The organism is Curtobacterium sp. ME26 (assembly GCF_903970945.1).
Lineage (GTDB): Bacteria > Actinomycetota > Actinomycetes > Actinomycetales > Microbacteriaceae > Curtobacterium > Curtobacterium citri.
Genome location: NZ_CAJCKG010000031.1, coordinates 1 through 15,649 on the forward strand (window position 1 = coordinate 1; position 15,649 = coordinate 15,649).

Below are 15,649 nucleotides of genomic sequence, written 5' to 3' on the forward strand. Positions count from 1 at the left end.
AGCGCCGGGCCGAGCGCGCGCTCGCCCGGATCGCCGCCCTCGAGCAGCAGCCGGCCCGCCTCGCCGGTGTCATCGCCACCGCCGGCTCCGCGGTCGCCGTGCTGGCGGTCGCGCTCGGCGGCCTGCTCGCCCTCGGCGGGAACCCGACGCTCGTCCCGGTCCTCGTCGGAGCGTGCGTGTGGGTCGCCGCCGTCGCCCCGACCCCCGGGATCCGGTCGTGGCGGACCGAGCGGAACCAGGCCGAACTCGCTCGGGAGTACGCCGCCATCGACACGTGCACGAACCCGCCCGTTGGCCGATGAACGCAACCGGGATACCGCAAACGCAGTACCCGCGCCACGGGGTGACCGACCACCCTGGACCGGTGCCCCGACCTCTCACCGAACGCACCGCCCTGCTCGTTGTCGACCTGCAGGCCGGCACCGCGCCGTACCAGCGCACTCACCCCGTCGAGACCGTCGTGGCGAGCGTCGATGCCCTCGCCCGCGTCACCCGGACCGCGGGGGGACGGGCGGTCTTTATCCGCCACGACCCCGCAGCGACGCCGGCAGGCACGACCCAGTACGGCGGCGGCCCCCGCCCGGCCCCGGTCGCCTACGGCTCCCTGCTGCTCGAACGGGCCGACGGCGACGACAACCTCGTGCGTGGCGGCTGGAGCGCCTTCGCCGGCACCGACCTCGACGCACGGCTGCGCGCAGACAGCATCACCGAGGTGGTCGTGGTCGGCCAAGCGACGACGTTCGGCGTCGAGTCCACGGCGAGGGCTGCGTACGACCTGGGCTACGACGTCGTCCTCGTCGAAGACGCCACCAACGACCCGGACCCCGACGCCCACGCCGACCGGTTCCAGTCCATGTTCCCCGCCCTCGGCGTCGTCACGAAGACAGCCGACTTGGTAGGGCCAAACGCGATTTGAGCGCGTCCACCGAGAGGGCCGAGCTCATGCTCGCCTGACCCGAAGAACCCCAGAGATCGCGAGCATCGTCATCACCGGCGCGCGACGGTATCGGCGCCGCCGCGATACGGAAGCTCGTCCGCCGCGAGCATTTTTCCGCCCCGGAAACGAGGCCGTCGTGGTCGGTCAGCAGCCCGCCAAGACCGACCAGGCGGCCCGCGACCCCAACGCCGACCACTTCGTGGCCGGCTTCTCCGACTGCTCGCCGGCCGGAAGCGCGCCTGGGACCTACTCGAGCGCGGTCACTGGATCGGCCGGCTGACCAACAACCCGGAGGTATCTTCCACACCAGCCCTAGGTCACCGTCGATAGACATTCTTCGCCGACTACCAGGCGGCGTTCCTGCTCAGGAAGCTGCTACTGGAGCTCGGTCAGTTCCACAGATCCGCCACCACCTCGAGCGTCGTGAATGAGCTTGGCCGCGTCAGCGGCGTTCCACGTCGGCACACTCCGGACGTCCGCCAGCAGATCTCGGCGCGCCTGTCGTACTGCAAGGGCAGTAATCGGACTACCGCGGCTGTGGGAGGAATCCGGTTGGTGCGCCGCAGACGATGGGAACGTCCCAGAACGAGAACCCGGGAGGTCTTCGTGGAGATCGCGGTCGACATGACGAGATGTCAAAGCTATGCGCAGTGCTGCTTCCTCGCGCCGGGGGTGTTCCGGTTTGAGGGCGAGGAAGCACTCGCCTACAACCCGAACCCCTCTGACGCCGAACGATTCCGGGTGCTGCAGTCTGCGGCCGCGTGTCCCGTCCAGGCGATCCGTGTCGGGGGCGCACGTCTGCCGGTACGAGCAGCCGACACCGCTGAACCGGTGCACGCTCCACTCACCGCGGACGCACGAGTAGTCATCGTCGGTGCGTCGCTGGCCTGCCTCACTGCCGCCGAGACGCTCCGCACGAGCGGATTTACCGGCACGATCACCGTGCTCGGTGACGAACCGTACCTGCCCTACGACCGTCCGCCGCTGTCGAAACAGGTACTCACGGGCGTTGCCGACACCACCACGACACAATTGCCGCACGCCGAGGACCTCGACGTTGACTGGCACCTCGGTCAGGCCGCAACATCCCTCGACACCGACGCCAAGCAGGTGCTCCTGCAGAACGGTGAGCGAGTAGGTTACGACCGCCTGCTGATCGCCACCGGCCGCCGCTCCCGCCCCTGGCCCGTCACCGCCGAAGCAGCGCTGGACGGTGTCTTCGTACTCCGCACCGCCGATGACGCCGCAGCGATCCGCGAACGACTGACTGACGCCACCAGGAGAGTGCTGGTGATCGGCGGCGGCCTCACCGGCGGTGAGATCGCCTCCTCCTGCAGCAGCCTCCGCATCCCCGTCACCGTCGTCGACCGTGGGCCAGCACCCATGGCGAAACTCTTCGGGACAGCTATCGGCGAGATGATGCGTGCGCTCCACGACGAGCACGACGTCGACCTCCGAACCGGCACCGGCGTCACCGCCATGCTCGGCGACGACGGCGGACGGCTCACCGCAGCGCAGCTCACCGACGGCTCCACCATCGACGTCGACGTGGCCGTCGTCGCGATCGGCGCCCTCCCGAACAACGAATGGCTCGCCGGATCCGGCGTCACGAGCGACGGCGAGGGTGTGCTCTGCGACGCTGCCCAACACGCCCTCAGCGCCGACGGGCAGCCCGTACTCGACGTGTTCGTCGCCGGCGACATCGCCCGGCACCCGAACCCCCTTGCTGGGCCTGGCGTGTGGACGAGTGAACACTGGGGCGCCGCCGTCGGACAAGCCGAGACCGCAGCGTGGAACATGGCGCGCGGCACGGACACACCCCATCAGGAGGTGCCGGTGTTCTGGACCACGCAGTTCGGGCAGGTGCTCAAAGCGGCGGGAGAGCCTGCGATCGCCGACACCGCACAGATCACACAAGGATCCCTCGGCGCGCGATCCGCTGTGGTCACGTTCGGCCGCGACGGACGTCTGGTCGCCGCGGTCGCCGTGAACCAGTCGAAGTGGTTGCCGTACTACCTGGCGCAGATTAAAGCCGGAGCAGCCTTCCCCCTCGAGGACCCGACGGTCGATCCCGCCGCCGACACCAGGCTGTCGGCGGCGCGGTAGCGCCCGGCATCGCCCACCACTGACCGAACCCACCAGGAGCAGAACACGATGACCGACACCCCGCAGACCACAACCACCACCAACGCCACAGCGACCGCGTCGGCGACCTGGGAGACGTTGCTCGAGCAGGACAGCCGACCCGACCCCAACCCCCATTACAAGCAGCTCCGCACCCAGCCGGTGCAGCGACTCGACAACGGCGCCTTCCTCATCACCGGGTACGACGAGATCCTGCAGCTCGTCCACGACCCCCGCATCAGCTCCGACCCGATGGCCGCGCACCGCCAAGCGGGCACTCATGCCGGTGAGCCCGGACTGACCTCCGCGTTCGTGATGACCGACCCACCGGTCCACGACCGGCTCCGCCGACAGACGATGCGCCACTTCGGCCCGCCACACGCCGCCGACTACATCGACGGGCTTCGCCAGGACATCGACACCATCACCCACGACCTCATCGACGGGTTCGCCGACCGCACGGAGATCGACGTCGTCGAAGCCTTCGCGTACCCGCTCCCCGTGGCGATGATCTGCGACGTGCTCGGCGTCCCCCCGGAGGACGAGCCCCGCTTCCACGACTGGAGCCAAGCCATCATCGCGCCCCCGGAAGCAATCGATCACGCAGACGCCGCGGTCAAGCGCCGCGAAGCCGACGACGCATCCCGAGAGATGGCGGCCTACCTCGGCGAGCTCGCCGACGCCCGGAAGGACGACCCGCACGGCGACCTGCTGTCCGGCCTCGTCAACGACCACGGCCCCGACGGACCGATGTCACGCACCGAGATCCTGAACACGTCCATCATGCTGCTCATCGGCGGACACGAGACCACCGTCAACATGATCGCCAACGGCACACTCACCCTGCTGCGCCATCCCGAGACCATCGACCTCATCTGTGACCACCCGCACACGATCGCGCAAGTGTTCGAAGAGCTCATCCGCGTCGAACCGCCCGCCCAGGTGACACCGAAGTACATGGCCCTCGCCGACGTCACCGTTGCAGGCGTCACCATCCCCGCCGGTTCACCAGTCTGGATCGCATGGGCAGCCGCCAACCGCGACCCCCGCCACTTTGTCGACCCGGACCAGTTCGACCCGCACCGCGATGGCAACGACCACCTCAGCTTCGGCGCCGGCATCCACGCGTGCTTCGGGGCGCCACTGGCACGCATCGAGACGCAGATCGCGCTCGCGAATCTTTTCGGCCGGCTTATCAATCCGCAGTTGGTGATCGACCCGCCGCCGTACCGTCGCAACGCGCTCCTCCGCGGACCGAGCGAGCTCCGCATCACCTTCGATGGCATCCGTGCCGCCAAGTAGCAGCGTTCGATCCTTCAACGATTGTGCACCGAGAGCGACAGGTCATCGGAGCCGATGGCGTTGGAAACCCGATCAGCGACGCCCGTGCGGACCGCTCCGACCTCCCGAGAACTTGCCTCACGCCGCTGCCATCTCGCGTGCTCCCTCCGCAGAATGTGCCACTGCTGCCCTCTCGTGCGGGCAAGATGAACGTATGGCTGCGGAACACGAGACCTCCCGGCCGTCGTCGGCGGGGGCGATGCCGACGATGCGGGACATCGCTGAGCATCTTGGGGTGTCACGGCAATTGGTGTCGCTGGTACTGCGAGAAGCGCCCGGACCGAGCCGCGCATCGCGGGAGCGGGTGCTACAGGCAGCGCAGGAGCTCGGTTACCGCCCCAACGTCTCCGCTCAGCTCCTCCGACAGCGTCGAACGTTCAATATCGGTTTGATGATTGCGTTGAGTAACCCGTTCGAGGTGCGCTTCGCCGAACGGTTCATGACTCGTGCTGCCGAGCACGGCTTCTCCGTCGTCGTTGGACTGCACACTGACGAACGCCCCACCGATGTCGTCGTCTCGGAGCTCATCGCGCAGCGGGTCGAAGCGATTACCGCGTTCAACCCCGACCCGGCAGCACCGGCAGTGCAGGACGCCATAGCCCGAGTTCCGGTGGTGTGGCTCGGTGAGAAAGCGCCGAACGCACTCGTCGACAATGTGCACGTCGATGAGGCGCACGGGCTCCGGCAGGTCATCAAGCACCTGTACTCCCTCGGACACCGTTGCATCACCTACGTGGGAAACGAACGGGAAAGCGTCGGCCGCGACCGGACAGCCGCGTATCGCGCTGCGATGATCGGTGCCGGCTTGGAAGCGCACATGGCCATTATGGTCAGTGGTTGGGGTGAAGAAGACGGTGCAGCCGCAGCCCGGACGTGGCTGGACCAGAACCCGCAGCAGCGTGCAACCGCACTCGTCTCCTGTAGTGACTCGAACGCTGTTGGCCTGCTAGCTGTCTTCGCCCGTGAGGGTGTCCGCGTGCCGGCGGAGGTGTCTGTGGTCGGCTTCGACGACAGTTACGTCGCCTCGCTGTCCTATAACGCACTCACCTCCGTGCGCCAGGACGTCGAGCTCACCGTCGATGCGGCGATCGCTACCATTCTCAAGCGCTTGTCTGAGACGCCGGGAAACCCCTCCGAGGTGCTCACCCCCGCAGTCATCGTCGCCCGGTCATCAACCGGGCCGGCGCTGTCGACTACCGAACCTTCCGGATAGGGAGGATCACGGCGGCGCCGATGAGCGCGATGATGCCGGCCCCCCAAAGCAGCGCCGTGTAGTTGTCGCCAGCACCGAAGCTGAGCAGGAATAACCCGAACGCTGGCGCGAGGGACTGCGGCAATGCGTTCGCGACATTGATCACGCCGAGGTCCTTCCCCGGCCGGTCGGGGTTCGGCAACACATCGATTGTCAGTGCAGTGTCCACGGCGGCGTAGATACCGTACGCGAAGCCGAGCAAGACCTCGGCGAAGTAGAACACTGTCACGGACTCCGCGTGCGCGAGCACGATCAGCCCAACGGCGAACAGCAGTGTCGACCCGGCAACGAAGATCTTCCGACGGTGCAAGCGATCCGACAGCCACCCCGATACGGTCAGGCTGACAAACAATGCGATTGTATACAGCAGAACGCCGAGAGCGACGACTCCGACTGCGGACTTCGCGGTGAGGCCGAGCTGATCTTCGGCGTACAGCAGCCGGTAAGTGGTGAACATAAAGGTCGCGGTGGTGACCAGAAAGCGCGACCACCATGCCAAACCGAAGTCGGGGTTGGTGACCGGATTCGTCCAAAACGTGCTGATGATCTGCCGCCAGGAGAACGCCTTCACCGGGGTATCGGGGATCCGGTCGGGAGCGACCAGCACATACACCACAACCAGGGCGACGCCGACAACGCCGGGGACGATGAAGAGCACCGGCAGGTTTGCGACGAGGTACACCGCCAGGTAGGTGCCGGCGAGGATCGACACGTTCTGTGCGAGAGCGACAACACTGGAGGCGCGACCACGCTGCTGCTCGGGCACGTTGTCGGCGAGGCTTGCGATGAGAGCTGCCGACGCGGCGTTTGATGCGACCTGGCAGAACAACCACGCGAACGTGAGCATCAGGACGGTGCTGGAGACCGATACCCACGCCAGTCCGAGTGCAAGTCCGACGATGCCGGCCACCAGCCAGGGACGTCGCCGCCCCCAGCGCGTACGGGTGCGGTCACTCAACGCACCGAACAGCGGGTTCGAGATCATCGCGCCGAGCGCGCCGAGCGGCAACACTGACCCGACGATCGACGCCGGATCGTCCGGTCTCATCACTTGCGCCTTCAGCTGGAGGCTGACCACCACCGGCGAGAGGATCGCGACGAAGATACCGAACTGCGCCAGGAACAGTGCAGCGAGGTACTTGCGTCCGACCGGTTCCGTGCTGACCGGCACGGTGTAGGGGTGCGCATCCTGCGGGTTCGTCGTCATCGACGTCTCCTCATCGAGTTTGGCTCGTGCTAAATTGCTGAGTGAGTCGAGATGTTATCTCGTGCCAAGCCGGAGCGCGATGGTTTGAACGAATCGTGTCAAGATCTGAGGAGCACGCCCCATGTTGCCCACGCACCTTCCTCGTCCCGAGCTCTTCACAACCGGGGCTGGGGAACCCGCACTTCGATGGGGTCTGATCGGGCCCGGGTGGATCGCTGGAGAGTTCGTCGGTGCCGTGCACCGTCACACTCGGCAGCGCTTTACTGCCGCCAGCTCGCGGTCGCTGGAGCGCGCTGCCGCGTTCGCGGCGGAGCACGGCATCGATCATGCGCTTGACGACCACCGTGCGCTCGTCGGTCATCCGGATGTTGATGTGGTGTACGTGGCGACCCCGCAGAGCGAGCACCTCGAGCTCGGTCTGTTGGCAATCGCTGCCGGTAAGCATGTCTTGATCGAGAAGCCCCTCGCGCTCACCGCCACCGAAGCGCAACAGCTCGTCGACGCAGGGCAGGCTGCCGGTGTTCTGGTCATGGAGGCGATGTGGAGTCGGTACCTGCCGCAAACGTCGATCGTCCGTCAGCTGCTTGCCGATGGTGTCCTCGGAGCGGTCGAAGCAGTGCACGCTGACCATGGGCAGGCTATCCCCGCCGATTACTCCCACCGGTTGTACCGGCCGGAACTTGGCGGCGGTGCACTATTAGACCTTGGTATCTACCCGATCCAGTTCGATTCGATGGTCCTCGGTGCACCGACCGATGTCATTGCAACTGGCGGGATGACCGCCACTGGTGTCGACGCATACGCCACGCTCGCACTACGGCACGGCGGTTCGGTGCAATCGACGCTGACAACCAGCATGCTGACCCGAACGCCTACGCGCGCCGCCATCGCCGGAAGCGATGCTCGGCTGGAATTCGACTCGTTCTTCTACACGCCGTCGTCGTTCCGCGTCCTCGCGAATGACCCGAACGCGCCGATCTCCGGACCGGAGTTGATCTTCACCGACAACACCGGCCGCCGGCTCTTCGACGCGCTCTCCTGGGAAGCGACCGCGCTCGCACGATTCGTCGGAGAGGGACGGATCGAGTCTCCACTTCACACATTGGACGAAACCGTTTCGATCCTCGCAACGATCGACACCGCACGCGCACAACTTCGGGCGCAGGAGCAGGCGCAAACGATGTCCGATCTGGGCTCAGAGGCATGAGCGGAGAAGCTTTGCTTCCCGGACAACGGTGCCGAATTCGCGTGTTCGACGTGGCAACGCGGACCGCGCGCACCGTCTACGAGACAGACGAGCGGCTCTTCGAAGCGCCGAACTGGACCGGTGATGGCGACTTGATCGTCAACGGTGACGGAGTGTTGTGGGCCCTGCCGGCCGACGGGACCGCCGCCCCCGAGCAGATTGCCATCACCGGGGTGCCCTCGCTCAACAACGATCACGTCCTTAGCCCGGACGGCCGTAGCGTCTTTGTTTCGGCGAACGACTTCCACCTCTACGAGGCTCCCCTCCGAGGCGGCACCGCACGACGCATCACCTCAAACAACGGGCAGATGCATTTCTTGCACGGCGTACATCCGAACGGCCAGATGCTCGCGTACGTCTGCCTCCAACCGCTAGACGGTGACTGGTGGGCAAGCGCCACCATCCACGAGATCCGCCGGAATGGCAGCGACGATCGTGCCGTGACCACCCACCCGGGGCCTGCTGATGGCCCCGAGTACACCCCTGACGGGGCCTGGATCGTGCTGAACACTGAACAGTTCGAACCAGGGCACGCTCACATCGGCCGAATTCGTCCCGACGGGTCGAATCTCGAACAGCTCACGTTCGATCAGCGCGTGAACTGGTTCCCCCACATTGCACCATCCGGGATCTTGGCGGTGTACCTGAGCTTCCCGCCTGGGACGAGAGGGCACCCGGCCGACCGGGACGTCCAACTCGTCCTCGTCACCGGGGACGATTGGGCCAACGGCACCGTTGTCGCGTCGTTCACCGGCGGGCAGGGCACCATTAACGTCAACAGCTGGGCGCCGGATAGCTCCGCGTTCGCGTACGTCGACTACCCTACGGAGCAGGAGCGAAACGCATGAGCGGCTTCACCTTCCCAACCCCCGACATTCCTAGCCTGACCGACGGGCCTGCACTTCGGTGGGGAGTGATCGGCACCGGTCAGATCGCTGGCGATTTTGTCGACGCCCTGCACGCCCACACCAATCAGCGCGTCATCGCCGTTACCAGCCGCACCGCTGAACGCGGTGAAGCGTTTGCGACCGCGCACGGCGTCGCACGCGCCTTCACCGACGCGCACGCGATGGCATCGGACCCGGCCGTCGATGTGGTGTACGTCGCTACCCCTCATCGGCAGCACCACGACGGTGCGATCGCTGCGATCACCGCCGGCACCCCGGTGCTCATCGAAAAACCCATCGGTTTGACCCCTGGCGAAGTGCGCTCCATCATCGACGCCGCCCGCACGCACGACGTGTTCGCGGCTGAAGCAATGTGGACGCGCTACCAGCCAGGGTTCCGTGTGCTTGCACAGCTACTCACCGACAGTGCGTTCGGTGACATCGTGCTCGCACACGCCGACGTCGGGTGGCAGGTTCCCCTTGACCGACCGTCCCGGTTCCTCGACCCCGTCGAAGGTGGCGCGCTCTTCGACATGGGGATCTATTCGCTCTGGTTCACCCAATTCGTGATCGGGCCCCCGGTCGACGTACTCGCTACCGGATGTCTCCGCAATGTCGAAGGCGGAAACGTCGACGTTGCCTCCGCGGCGCTGCTCACCAGCGCCAATGGGGCGCAGGCAACGGCGACCTCCACAATCCTCGCCACCATGGACGGTCACGCATCGCTGGTAGGAACTGCGGGTAGCGCGCGGTTTGTCGACCACTACGTCTTCCCGGGCCGCTTCAGCGTAACGATCGACGGGCAGACCACACAATGGTGCGACCCGGCCGGACTCACCGGGCGCGACGGGCTCGCCCACGAAGCAGTTGGCGTTGCAACCCTCATCACCGCCGGACTCAAGCATTCGCCGGTGCACTCACTCGACGACTCCCTCGCGCTTGCCACCACGCTCGCCGCCGTTCGCTCGGCGCTCACCGAACAGGACACCGCACGATGACCACCACCAGCACCGCAGACCTCGAATCCACTGCGCGACTCGAGCTGTTGGCCGAACAGGACCGCGACGTCCGCTTCCGCACCTTCACGCATGACGACGCGATCGCCGTCGGGGAACATATCATCGCGCTCGCACGGGAACGACAGCAAACTATCTCAACCGCCGTGTGGCTCGGCGAGCAGCTCGCTTTCCAAGCCGCCCTCGCCGGCACCAGTGCTGATAATGATGGGTGGATGCGGCGCAAGGCCGCGGTTGTTCGCCGCTTCAATAAGGCCTCCCTGCACATCACCGAGGAGATGACTGCCTACGGTATAGAGGACATTGCCCGCGCCCGTATGGTTGACCCAATGGACTACGCTTTCAACGGTGGCGGATTCCCAATCCGCGTTGGGAGTGCACAGGTCGGCGTGGTCGTCGCATCCGGTGTCAACGACTACGTTGAACACGACCTCGTCGTCGAATCGCTCCGCGCCCACCAGAAAGCATCCGCATGATCACCCACACCGTCAGCTTCACACTTGTGCATGAACCCGACAGTGCCGGAGAATCCGCATTTATCAGGGCCGCACGAGATACAATTTCCGCGATCCCGGGTGTCCGTGACTTCACCATCAATCGTCAGATAAGCCGGCAATCGAACTTCCGGTTCCAATTCACTATGCGCTTCACTGATCAAGCGGCATATGACTCCTACAACGCGCACCCCGATCATCAAGAATTTGTCGCCACAAACTGGACTCGGGAGGTCTCCCGATTCGAGGAACTCGATTTCGTGCCCTACGCCGTACCGTAACCTGCAGGAGGTGACGTCGCTTCCTCTGGGCGGAGCCGCCACTGTCCTCATCGCACACCCGCGCCATCCTGAAGAGCGGTAGCGGAGCTACGGCGCTCCATTCACAAGCCGCGTCAAAGCATGGTGATCCCACCGTCCACGGCAATGTAGTTTCCGGTGACGAAGCTTGCTGCCGGCGAGGCGAGCATCAGGATCACCTCCGCGACATCTTCGGGCCGCGCCATGCGCCCGAGTGGCGTCATTTGACGGATAGCTTCCGCCATCTCGGGATGCTTGATGCGATTCGCTCTATTGGCGTCGGTATCGGTCGCGCCAGGCGCGACCGTATTGACACGTATGCCGTGCGGTCCAAGCTCAGCGGCAAGCGATCTTACGATTGAGTCCACGGTTGACTTTCCAGCGCTGTGCGCAATGGAGCCAGGACGTATGTTGCGCGACGTGGTGCTGCTGACGGCGACAATGGATCCGTGGCCGCGCTCGATCATCGCCGGCACGACCGCCTTCGCTGGGAGGAAGATCGCTCGCGCCTCGCCAGCGAGGGTGTACTCGAATTCGTCCCAGGTCATGTCGACGAAGTTGCCGAACGCGAAGTCGTGGGCCGCGCTGGCATTAAGGACAAGGACGTCAATGGCTCCGAGCGTCTCGGTGACAGTGTTGACCATTGCCGTGACGGATTCGAGCTGTCCTACGTCACCCTGAACTGCGACAGCCCGGCCGCCCGCCGACGTGATGTTCGCCACTACGGCATCGGCGGCCCCGCGGTTGTTCAGGTAATTCACTGCAACCGCTGCGCCATTCGCAGCTAGGCGGCGGGCCGTTGCGGCGCCAATCCCCCTGCTGCTGCCAGTGACAAGGGCAACAGACCCCTGCAGCGCGGTAGTGCCGTTTTGAGGAAGTTGAATAGCCATGCTGTTTATTCCTGTTCGAGCTTGCTTCTTAGACGGTGAGGGGGTCGGGGGTGCGCTCGGTGACTAGAAGGTGTTCGCCGTGACGTGGACGGGAGCGCCGCCGGTGGATGACGGCTGCGATCCCGGTCAGGGCGAGACCGAGCGCCGTCCACGCGGCAAGGACGATCCATTGCGGCGCCGCATTTGCGTCGGGGAAGTAGGAAATGTCTCGGAGGAGACGGTTGCCTGCTCCTGGCGGGAACCACTGGCCGATGCTTCCCCAGGGTCCAGGTAGGAACTGTGTCGGGGTTGCTGCTGAGGCAATCGGATTGGCGAAGAGCATGAACAGCACCGGACCTACCGCGACGCCAATGCGTCCGACAAGCGCGGCCGCACCAAGGATCGTGGCGGCAACCGAACCGAGCGCCAGCGCGAACGCCGCGGCGTTCTCCAGGTACGGGCCCTGCAAGACACCAAACCAACCCTGCAGAACGGCCGGCACGGCGAGCCCAGCGGCGATGGCATATACGGCGAGACCGGTCAGTCGACGCCCGATGCCGTGGACGAGGAAAGTCAGAAGGATGCCTCCGAGCATGCCTCCCATCACAAGCGGAAACGCAGATGCTGCCAGGCCGGCGCCGGACGGGTCATTCTCTGAGTACGACACCGCGTCCGTGATCTTGACCGTCGGCGTCGTGGCTGCCGCAGCGTCCGATTGTGTTGCACCTTCCTGCTGGAGCTCGGTTCCGACTCTCGTGAGGATCTGGGACACGGCGGAGCTGGCTGCGGAGGCGGTGAGGACCTCTGGCGCCGCATCTTCGGACACCACGACCGCGCCATATACGTCGCGTTCCTTAATGAGCTGAAGAGCCTTCGCGCGGTCATCCACGACCCGCACATCAAACGTGTCACCGCTCCTTGTGAGGGCGTCAGCTACCTGGGCAGTCTGAGCAGGCGGGCCAGCAATCGCGACTGGGACGTCCTTGGCTGTGCTTGCCACCGTGGGCCAGGTGAATGCGATGACGATGACCGAAACGATCACCGCCAGGAGGACGCCAACGGGAACAAGACGACGCCATGGCGTCGGCTGTGGGATGGGATCAGAAGCGCTCATGTCAGGGCTCATTTCTCAGCGAAAGCGGTGCCCAGCGACGCGACAGAGCGGCGGGCGATCTCGAGCGTACGCCGCTTCCGGCCTAAAATCAACGTGCGTTGACTTATTTCGCCGCCGCGGTACGCTACGGGCATGCCAGAACCAGCGCCCACCCCGCCACGGCGAGGACGCGGGCGGCCTGCAGGCGGCAGTCAAAGTCGCGAGACGATCCTTGCCGCCGCTCGTCACCGGTTCGCCGTGGACGGGTTTGCAGCAGCGTCAATCCGGCGAATCGCCGCCGATGCCGGGGTTGATCCGGCCTTGGTGATGCGAGCGCACGGGTCAAAGGACGCACTATTCGCCGCAGCCATGGCCGTTCCAGAGCAAGGCACGCTCGCGCTAGCACGGGCACTCGACGCGCCGCGTGATCAGGTAGGCAAGTATCTGGTTCGTGCGTTTTTGGAGCTGTGGGTCGACCCCGTCACCTCAGCACCGCTGATGGCAACATTCCGCTCTGCGGTGACTAACGAGCAGGCCGCCGCCGCGCTGCGAGCCTTCGTCCGCATACGTCTTGTGGAGCAGTTCGAACCCCGCTTTCCCGATCTACCAGACCTGCCCTTGCGCGTGACTCTGGTTTCAACGTCGCTCGTTGGGGTAATCGTCGGACGGCAAATCGTACAGATCGAGTCATTAACGACAGCCAGTATCGACTCGATAGCTGCTCTGCTGGCCCCTGCCGTTCAACAGATTCTCTTCGGCGAGGACATAGCGACATGAGCGGAAAGCCGCCACCTCAGAGAGCTAATTGATTGCAGTTCAACACAGCTCTCCGAGGTGGCAGCTAACGTGCTTTCTCAAGCGTCGGCGGGTGCCCACTTGATGGATCGGAGCCAGCTGTTCAGGTCAAGAAGCTGCGGATCGATAGTGCGAACCTGGTCGATGCTCGCTTCATACCCCGGCGTTTCGGCGAACCAGCGGAACATGGCCTGCATGTCCTCCTGCCCGTCGAATACCTGCAGCGGGAGCGCCTCGTAGCGTGCCGGGAGTCCTGCTACCTGACCGAATGCGGCCGCGATCTCACTGCCCGTGAGCTCGTCGCCAGCGAGCTCGATTGCAGAGGGGACCGACGGATCGCCGAGCAGAGCTGCGGCGGCCACGATTCCGATGTCACGGGTTGCCACCATCTGCAACTTGATGCCGTCAGGCAGCGGCATGCGCAGGACGAGTTCCCCGTTTTCGAGTGACGGGCCGGTGTAGGCAAAGTTGTCGATGAAGAACGCCGGGCGCAGGAACGTTACACGGACGTCCAGCTGCTCGAGGTGCTCCTCAACGCGTCGCTTGCTGTCGAAGTGCGGGACCTTCGAGTGACGCTCCGCGCCGCCAACTGAGCTGTACACCACGTGGGCAACGCCCGCCGAGACCGCAGCGTCCGCAAGAGCAATACCCTGGGCCACCTCTGCCTCAAGATCGGCTTCTGTCGCCGGCTCGCCCGACGAGTTCATGAAGGTGGTCATGAAGAAGAACGTGTCGACGCCAGTGAGGGCGGTGACAAGCGACTTTGCATCGCTCGCGTCAGCGTGCACCAGCTCAGCTCCTCGAGCAGCCAGTGCCTTGGCAGCATCGGACTCGGGTCGGCGCACGAGCGCGCGCACTGCAGCACCTCGCTGCAGCAGCGCGTCGACGACCGCGCCGCCCTGGTTCCCGGTTGCCCCGAAGACAGCGACCGGGACGGTGCTGGTCGTGCTGGAGTCAGTCATGAGGTATCTCCTGTTCGTTAAAGTGCTAACGCAAACCATAGACGGCTAACGGTTATTCCCAAGGCTGGCCGCTGCGGCCTGCCCCGGTAGAGTACCATTAGCCGTCTACAGATTGGGTCCGCTGATGATCAGTTCTCTCCTGCCGGTCGTGGCCCGCGCCCATCGGAACCTCGCTGCTGCGCTGCTGCGAGAGTTCAGCCTCGCCCCAGGGCAAGAATTAGTCCTGATGATGCTGTGGGTGCATGAGCCGCTTGTGCAGGCGGACATCACTCGTGACCTCGCTGTGGAGCCGCCGACGGTGGCGAAGATGCTGAGCCGGATGGAAAACGCAGGTCTCATCAGCCGGGAGCGTTCAACGGAGGACCGAAGGAATGTGCTCGTGTCACTGACTGATGCCGGTCGCGCGCTTGAAACACCCGTTCGGACCATCTGGGAGGAGTTGGAGTTCAGAACAGCTCGTGAGCTCTCCCCAGCGCAGCAGCAGGAGTTGCTGCTCCTACTCGGGCAAGTTCTGCAGGGGATTGGAACGCCCCCGCCGTCCCAAGCGGCGTGGTGAACAGACCACGAGGATGAATCGCAGTCCTTGCTGCATCAAGAACCCCTGATGGCGGCGCTGATGTCCGTCAGATGGCCTCAGCGGTGCTCGGCAGCGTGTCGTACACCTCGTCGGTGACGGGTTCGAGCCATTCGTTGCTGACGTTCTCGCCGGGCGTGATGAACGCCAGGTGGGAGAACCAGGAGTCGGCCTTCGCGCCGTGCCAGTGCTTCGTGCCGGCGGGCACGCGGACCGCGGTGCCGGGGGTGAGGCTGATTGGGGCGGAGCCTTCGGCCTGGTACCAACCGGATCCGGCGGTGCAGATCAGCACCTGGTCGCCACCACCGTTCTCACCGTGGTGGATGTGCCAGTTGTTTCGGCACGCGGGCTCGAAGCTGACGTTGATCACGGGGACCGGCCCGTCGACGATAGGGGCGTTGTAGCTCTGCCCGGAGAAGTACTGTGCGTAGGCGTCGTTGGTCGGTCCGGTCGGGAACGGCTGCTGGAACTCGGTGTCGCTCATGGGTGTTCTCACTTCTGTTGGAGTGGTCAGTGTTTGGTGCCGGGGCCGTGTGGGGTGACCTCGATGGTG

Annotated in this window: 17 protein-coding genes and 1 pseudogene; 13 read left to right on the forward strand and 5 right to left on the reverse strand. The window is 65.1% G+C overall.

The window, feature by feature from the left end:
* From H7A69_RS12200 to H7A69_RS12220, 6 genes and pseudogenes are all read left to right on the forward strand, one after another.
* On the forward strand, positions 1–302 hold a 302-nt coding region (locus H7A69_RS12200; RefSeq protein ID WP_220456244.1), incomplete at its 5' end, for a hypothetical protein.
* 62 nt (positions 303–364) lie between these two features.
* Complete coding sequence (locus H7A69_RS12205; RefSeq protein ID WP_182047256.1) at positions 365–916, forward strand: cysteine hydrolase; 552 nt, start codon at positions 365–367, stop codon at positions 914–916.
* Between the two features lie 645 nt (positions 917–1,561).
* Positions 1,562–1,711: pseudogene (locus H7A69_RS17665) on the forward strand (ferredoxin); the annotation flags it as partial.
* Between the two features lie 57 nt (positions 1,712–1,768).
* Positions 1,769–3,043 (forward strand): NAD(P)/FAD-dependent oxidoreductase, encoded by a 1,275-nt coding sequence (locus H7A69_RS12210; RefSeq protein ID WP_259346209.1) that lies wholly within the window; start codon positions 1,769–1,771, stop codon positions 3,041–3,043.
* Positions 3,044–3,313: 270 nt separating this feature from the next.
* On the forward strand, positions 3,314–4,363 hold the full coding sequence (locus tag H7A69_RS12215) for a cytochrome P450 (RefSeq protein WP_220456245.1): 1,050 nt from the start codon (positions 3,314–3,316) through the stop codon (positions 4,361–4,363).
* 193 nt (positions 4,364–4,556) lie between these two features.
* The gene (locus H7A69_RS12220; RefSeq protein WP_220456246.1) at positions 4,557–5,615 is read left to right on the forward strand and encodes a LacI family DNA-binding transcriptional regulator; all 1,059 of its coding nucleotides are present in this window, start codon (positions 4,557–4,559) and stop codon (positions 5,613–5,615) included.
* Here the strand turns inward: H7A69_RS12220 and H7A69_RS12225 are convergent.
* Positions 5,596–6,861 (reverse strand): MFS transporter, encoded by a 1,266-nt coding sequence (locus H7A69_RS12225; RefSeq protein WP_182047259.1) that lies wholly within the window; start codon positions 6,859–6,861, stop codon positions 5,596–5,598. The two genes, H7A69_RS12220 and H7A69_RS12225, sit on opposite strands and share 20 nt — an antisense overlap.
* Before the next feature lie 121 nt (positions 6,862–6,982).
* On the opposite strand from H7A69_RS12225, the gene H7A69_RS12230 reads away from it, so the two are divergent.
* Genes H7A69_RS12230 through H7A69_RS12250 form a run of 5 tightly spaced genes read left to right on the forward strand, consistent with a single transcriptional unit; the run spans position 6,983 to position 10,785 of the window.
* Positions 6,983–8,068, forward strand: coding sequence for a Gfo/Idh/MocA family protein (locus H7A69_RS12230; protein WP_182047260.1), 1,086 nt, complete (start codon positions 6,983–6,985; stop codon positions 8,066–8,068).
* Between the two features lie 41 nt (positions 8,069–8,109).
* Positions 8,110–8,955 carry a TolB family protein gene (locus H7A69_RS12235; RefSeq protein WP_259346210.1) on the forward strand — a complete coding sequence of 282 codons (846 nt, stop codon included), beginning with the start codon at positions 8,110–8,112 and terminating at the stop codon, positions 8,953–8,955.
* Positions 8,952–9,992: a Gfo/Idh/MocA family protein gene (locus H7A69_RS12240; RefSeq protein ID WP_182047262.1), complete on the forward strand. Its 1,041-nt coding sequence runs from the start codon at positions 8,952–8,954 to the stop codon at positions 9,990–9,992. Before H7A69_RS12235 ends, H7A69_RS12240 begins: the two co-directional genes overlap by 4 nt.
* Complete coding sequence (locus H7A69_RS12245; protein WP_182047263.1) at positions 9,989–10,486, forward strand: heme-degrading domain-containing protein; 498 nt, start codon at positions 9,989–9,991, stop codon at positions 10,484–10,486. The genes H7A69_RS12240 and H7A69_RS12245 overlap by 4 nt, the downstream gene beginning before the upstream one ends.
* Positions 10,483–10,785, forward strand: a complete 303-nt coding sequence (locus tag H7A69_RS12250; protein WP_182047264.1) for a Dabb family protein — start codon at positions 10,483–10,485, stop codon at positions 10,783–10,785. The genes H7A69_RS12245 and H7A69_RS12250 overlap by 4 nt, the downstream gene beginning before the upstream one ends.
* A 113-nt stretch (positions 10,786–10,898) precedes the next feature.
* Here the strand turns inward: H7A69_RS12250 and H7A69_RS12255 are convergent, their stop codons facing one another.
* Positions 10,899–11,693 carry an SDR family NAD(P)-dependent oxidoreductase gene (locus H7A69_RS12255; RefSeq protein WP_182047265.1) on the reverse strand — a complete coding sequence of 265 codons (795 nt, stop codon included), beginning with the start codon at positions 11,691–11,693 and terminating at the stop codon, positions 10,899–10,901.
* Between the two features lie 28 nt (positions 11,694–11,721).
* Positions 11,722–12,786, reverse strand: a complete 1,065-nt coding sequence (locus H7A69_RS12260) for an ABC transporter permease (RefSeq protein ID WP_182047266.1) — start codon at positions 12,784–12,786, stop codon at positions 11,722–11,724.
* A 132-nt stretch (positions 12,787–12,918) separates the two neighbouring features.
* Between H7A69_RS12260 and H7A69_RS12265 the strand changes: the two genes are divergently transcribed.
* Positions 12,919–13,542 carry a TetR family transcriptional regulator gene (locus tag H7A69_RS12265; RefSeq protein WP_182047267.1) on the forward strand — a complete coding sequence of 208 codons (624 nt, stop codon included), beginning with the start codon at positions 12,919–12,921 and terminating at the stop codon, positions 13,540–13,542.
* A 77-nt stretch (positions 13,543–13,619) separates the two neighbouring features.
* On the opposite strand, the gene H7A69_RS12270 is transcribed toward H7A69_RS12265, so the two are convergent.
* Entirely contained in the window at positions 13,620–14,522 is a 903-nt protein-coding gene (locus tag H7A69_RS12270) for an NmrA/HSCARG family protein (RefSeq protein ID WP_182047268.1), read from the reverse strand.
* A 124-nt stretch (positions 14,523–14,646) separates the two neighbouring features.
* Here H7A69_RS12270 and H7A69_RS12275 point away from each other — a divergent pair, with 124 nt between their 5' ends.
* Positions 14,647–15,078 (forward strand): MarR family winged helix-turn-helix transcriptional regulator, encoded by a 432-nt coding sequence (locus tag H7A69_RS12275; RefSeq protein ID WP_182047269.1) that lies wholly within the window; start codon positions 14,647–14,649, stop codon positions 15,076–15,078.
* A gap of 67 nt (positions 15,079–15,145) precedes the next feature.
* Here H7A69_RS12275 and H7A69_RS12280 read toward each other — a convergent pair whose 3' ends face one another.
* Positions 15,146–15,580 carry a cupin domain-containing protein gene (locus H7A69_RS12280; protein ID WP_182047270.1) on the reverse strand — a complete coding sequence of 145 codons (435 nt, stop codon included), beginning with the start codon at positions 15,578–15,580 and terminating at the stop codon, positions 15,146–15,148.
* Between the last annotated feature and the right edge of the window lie 69 nt (positions 15,581–15,649).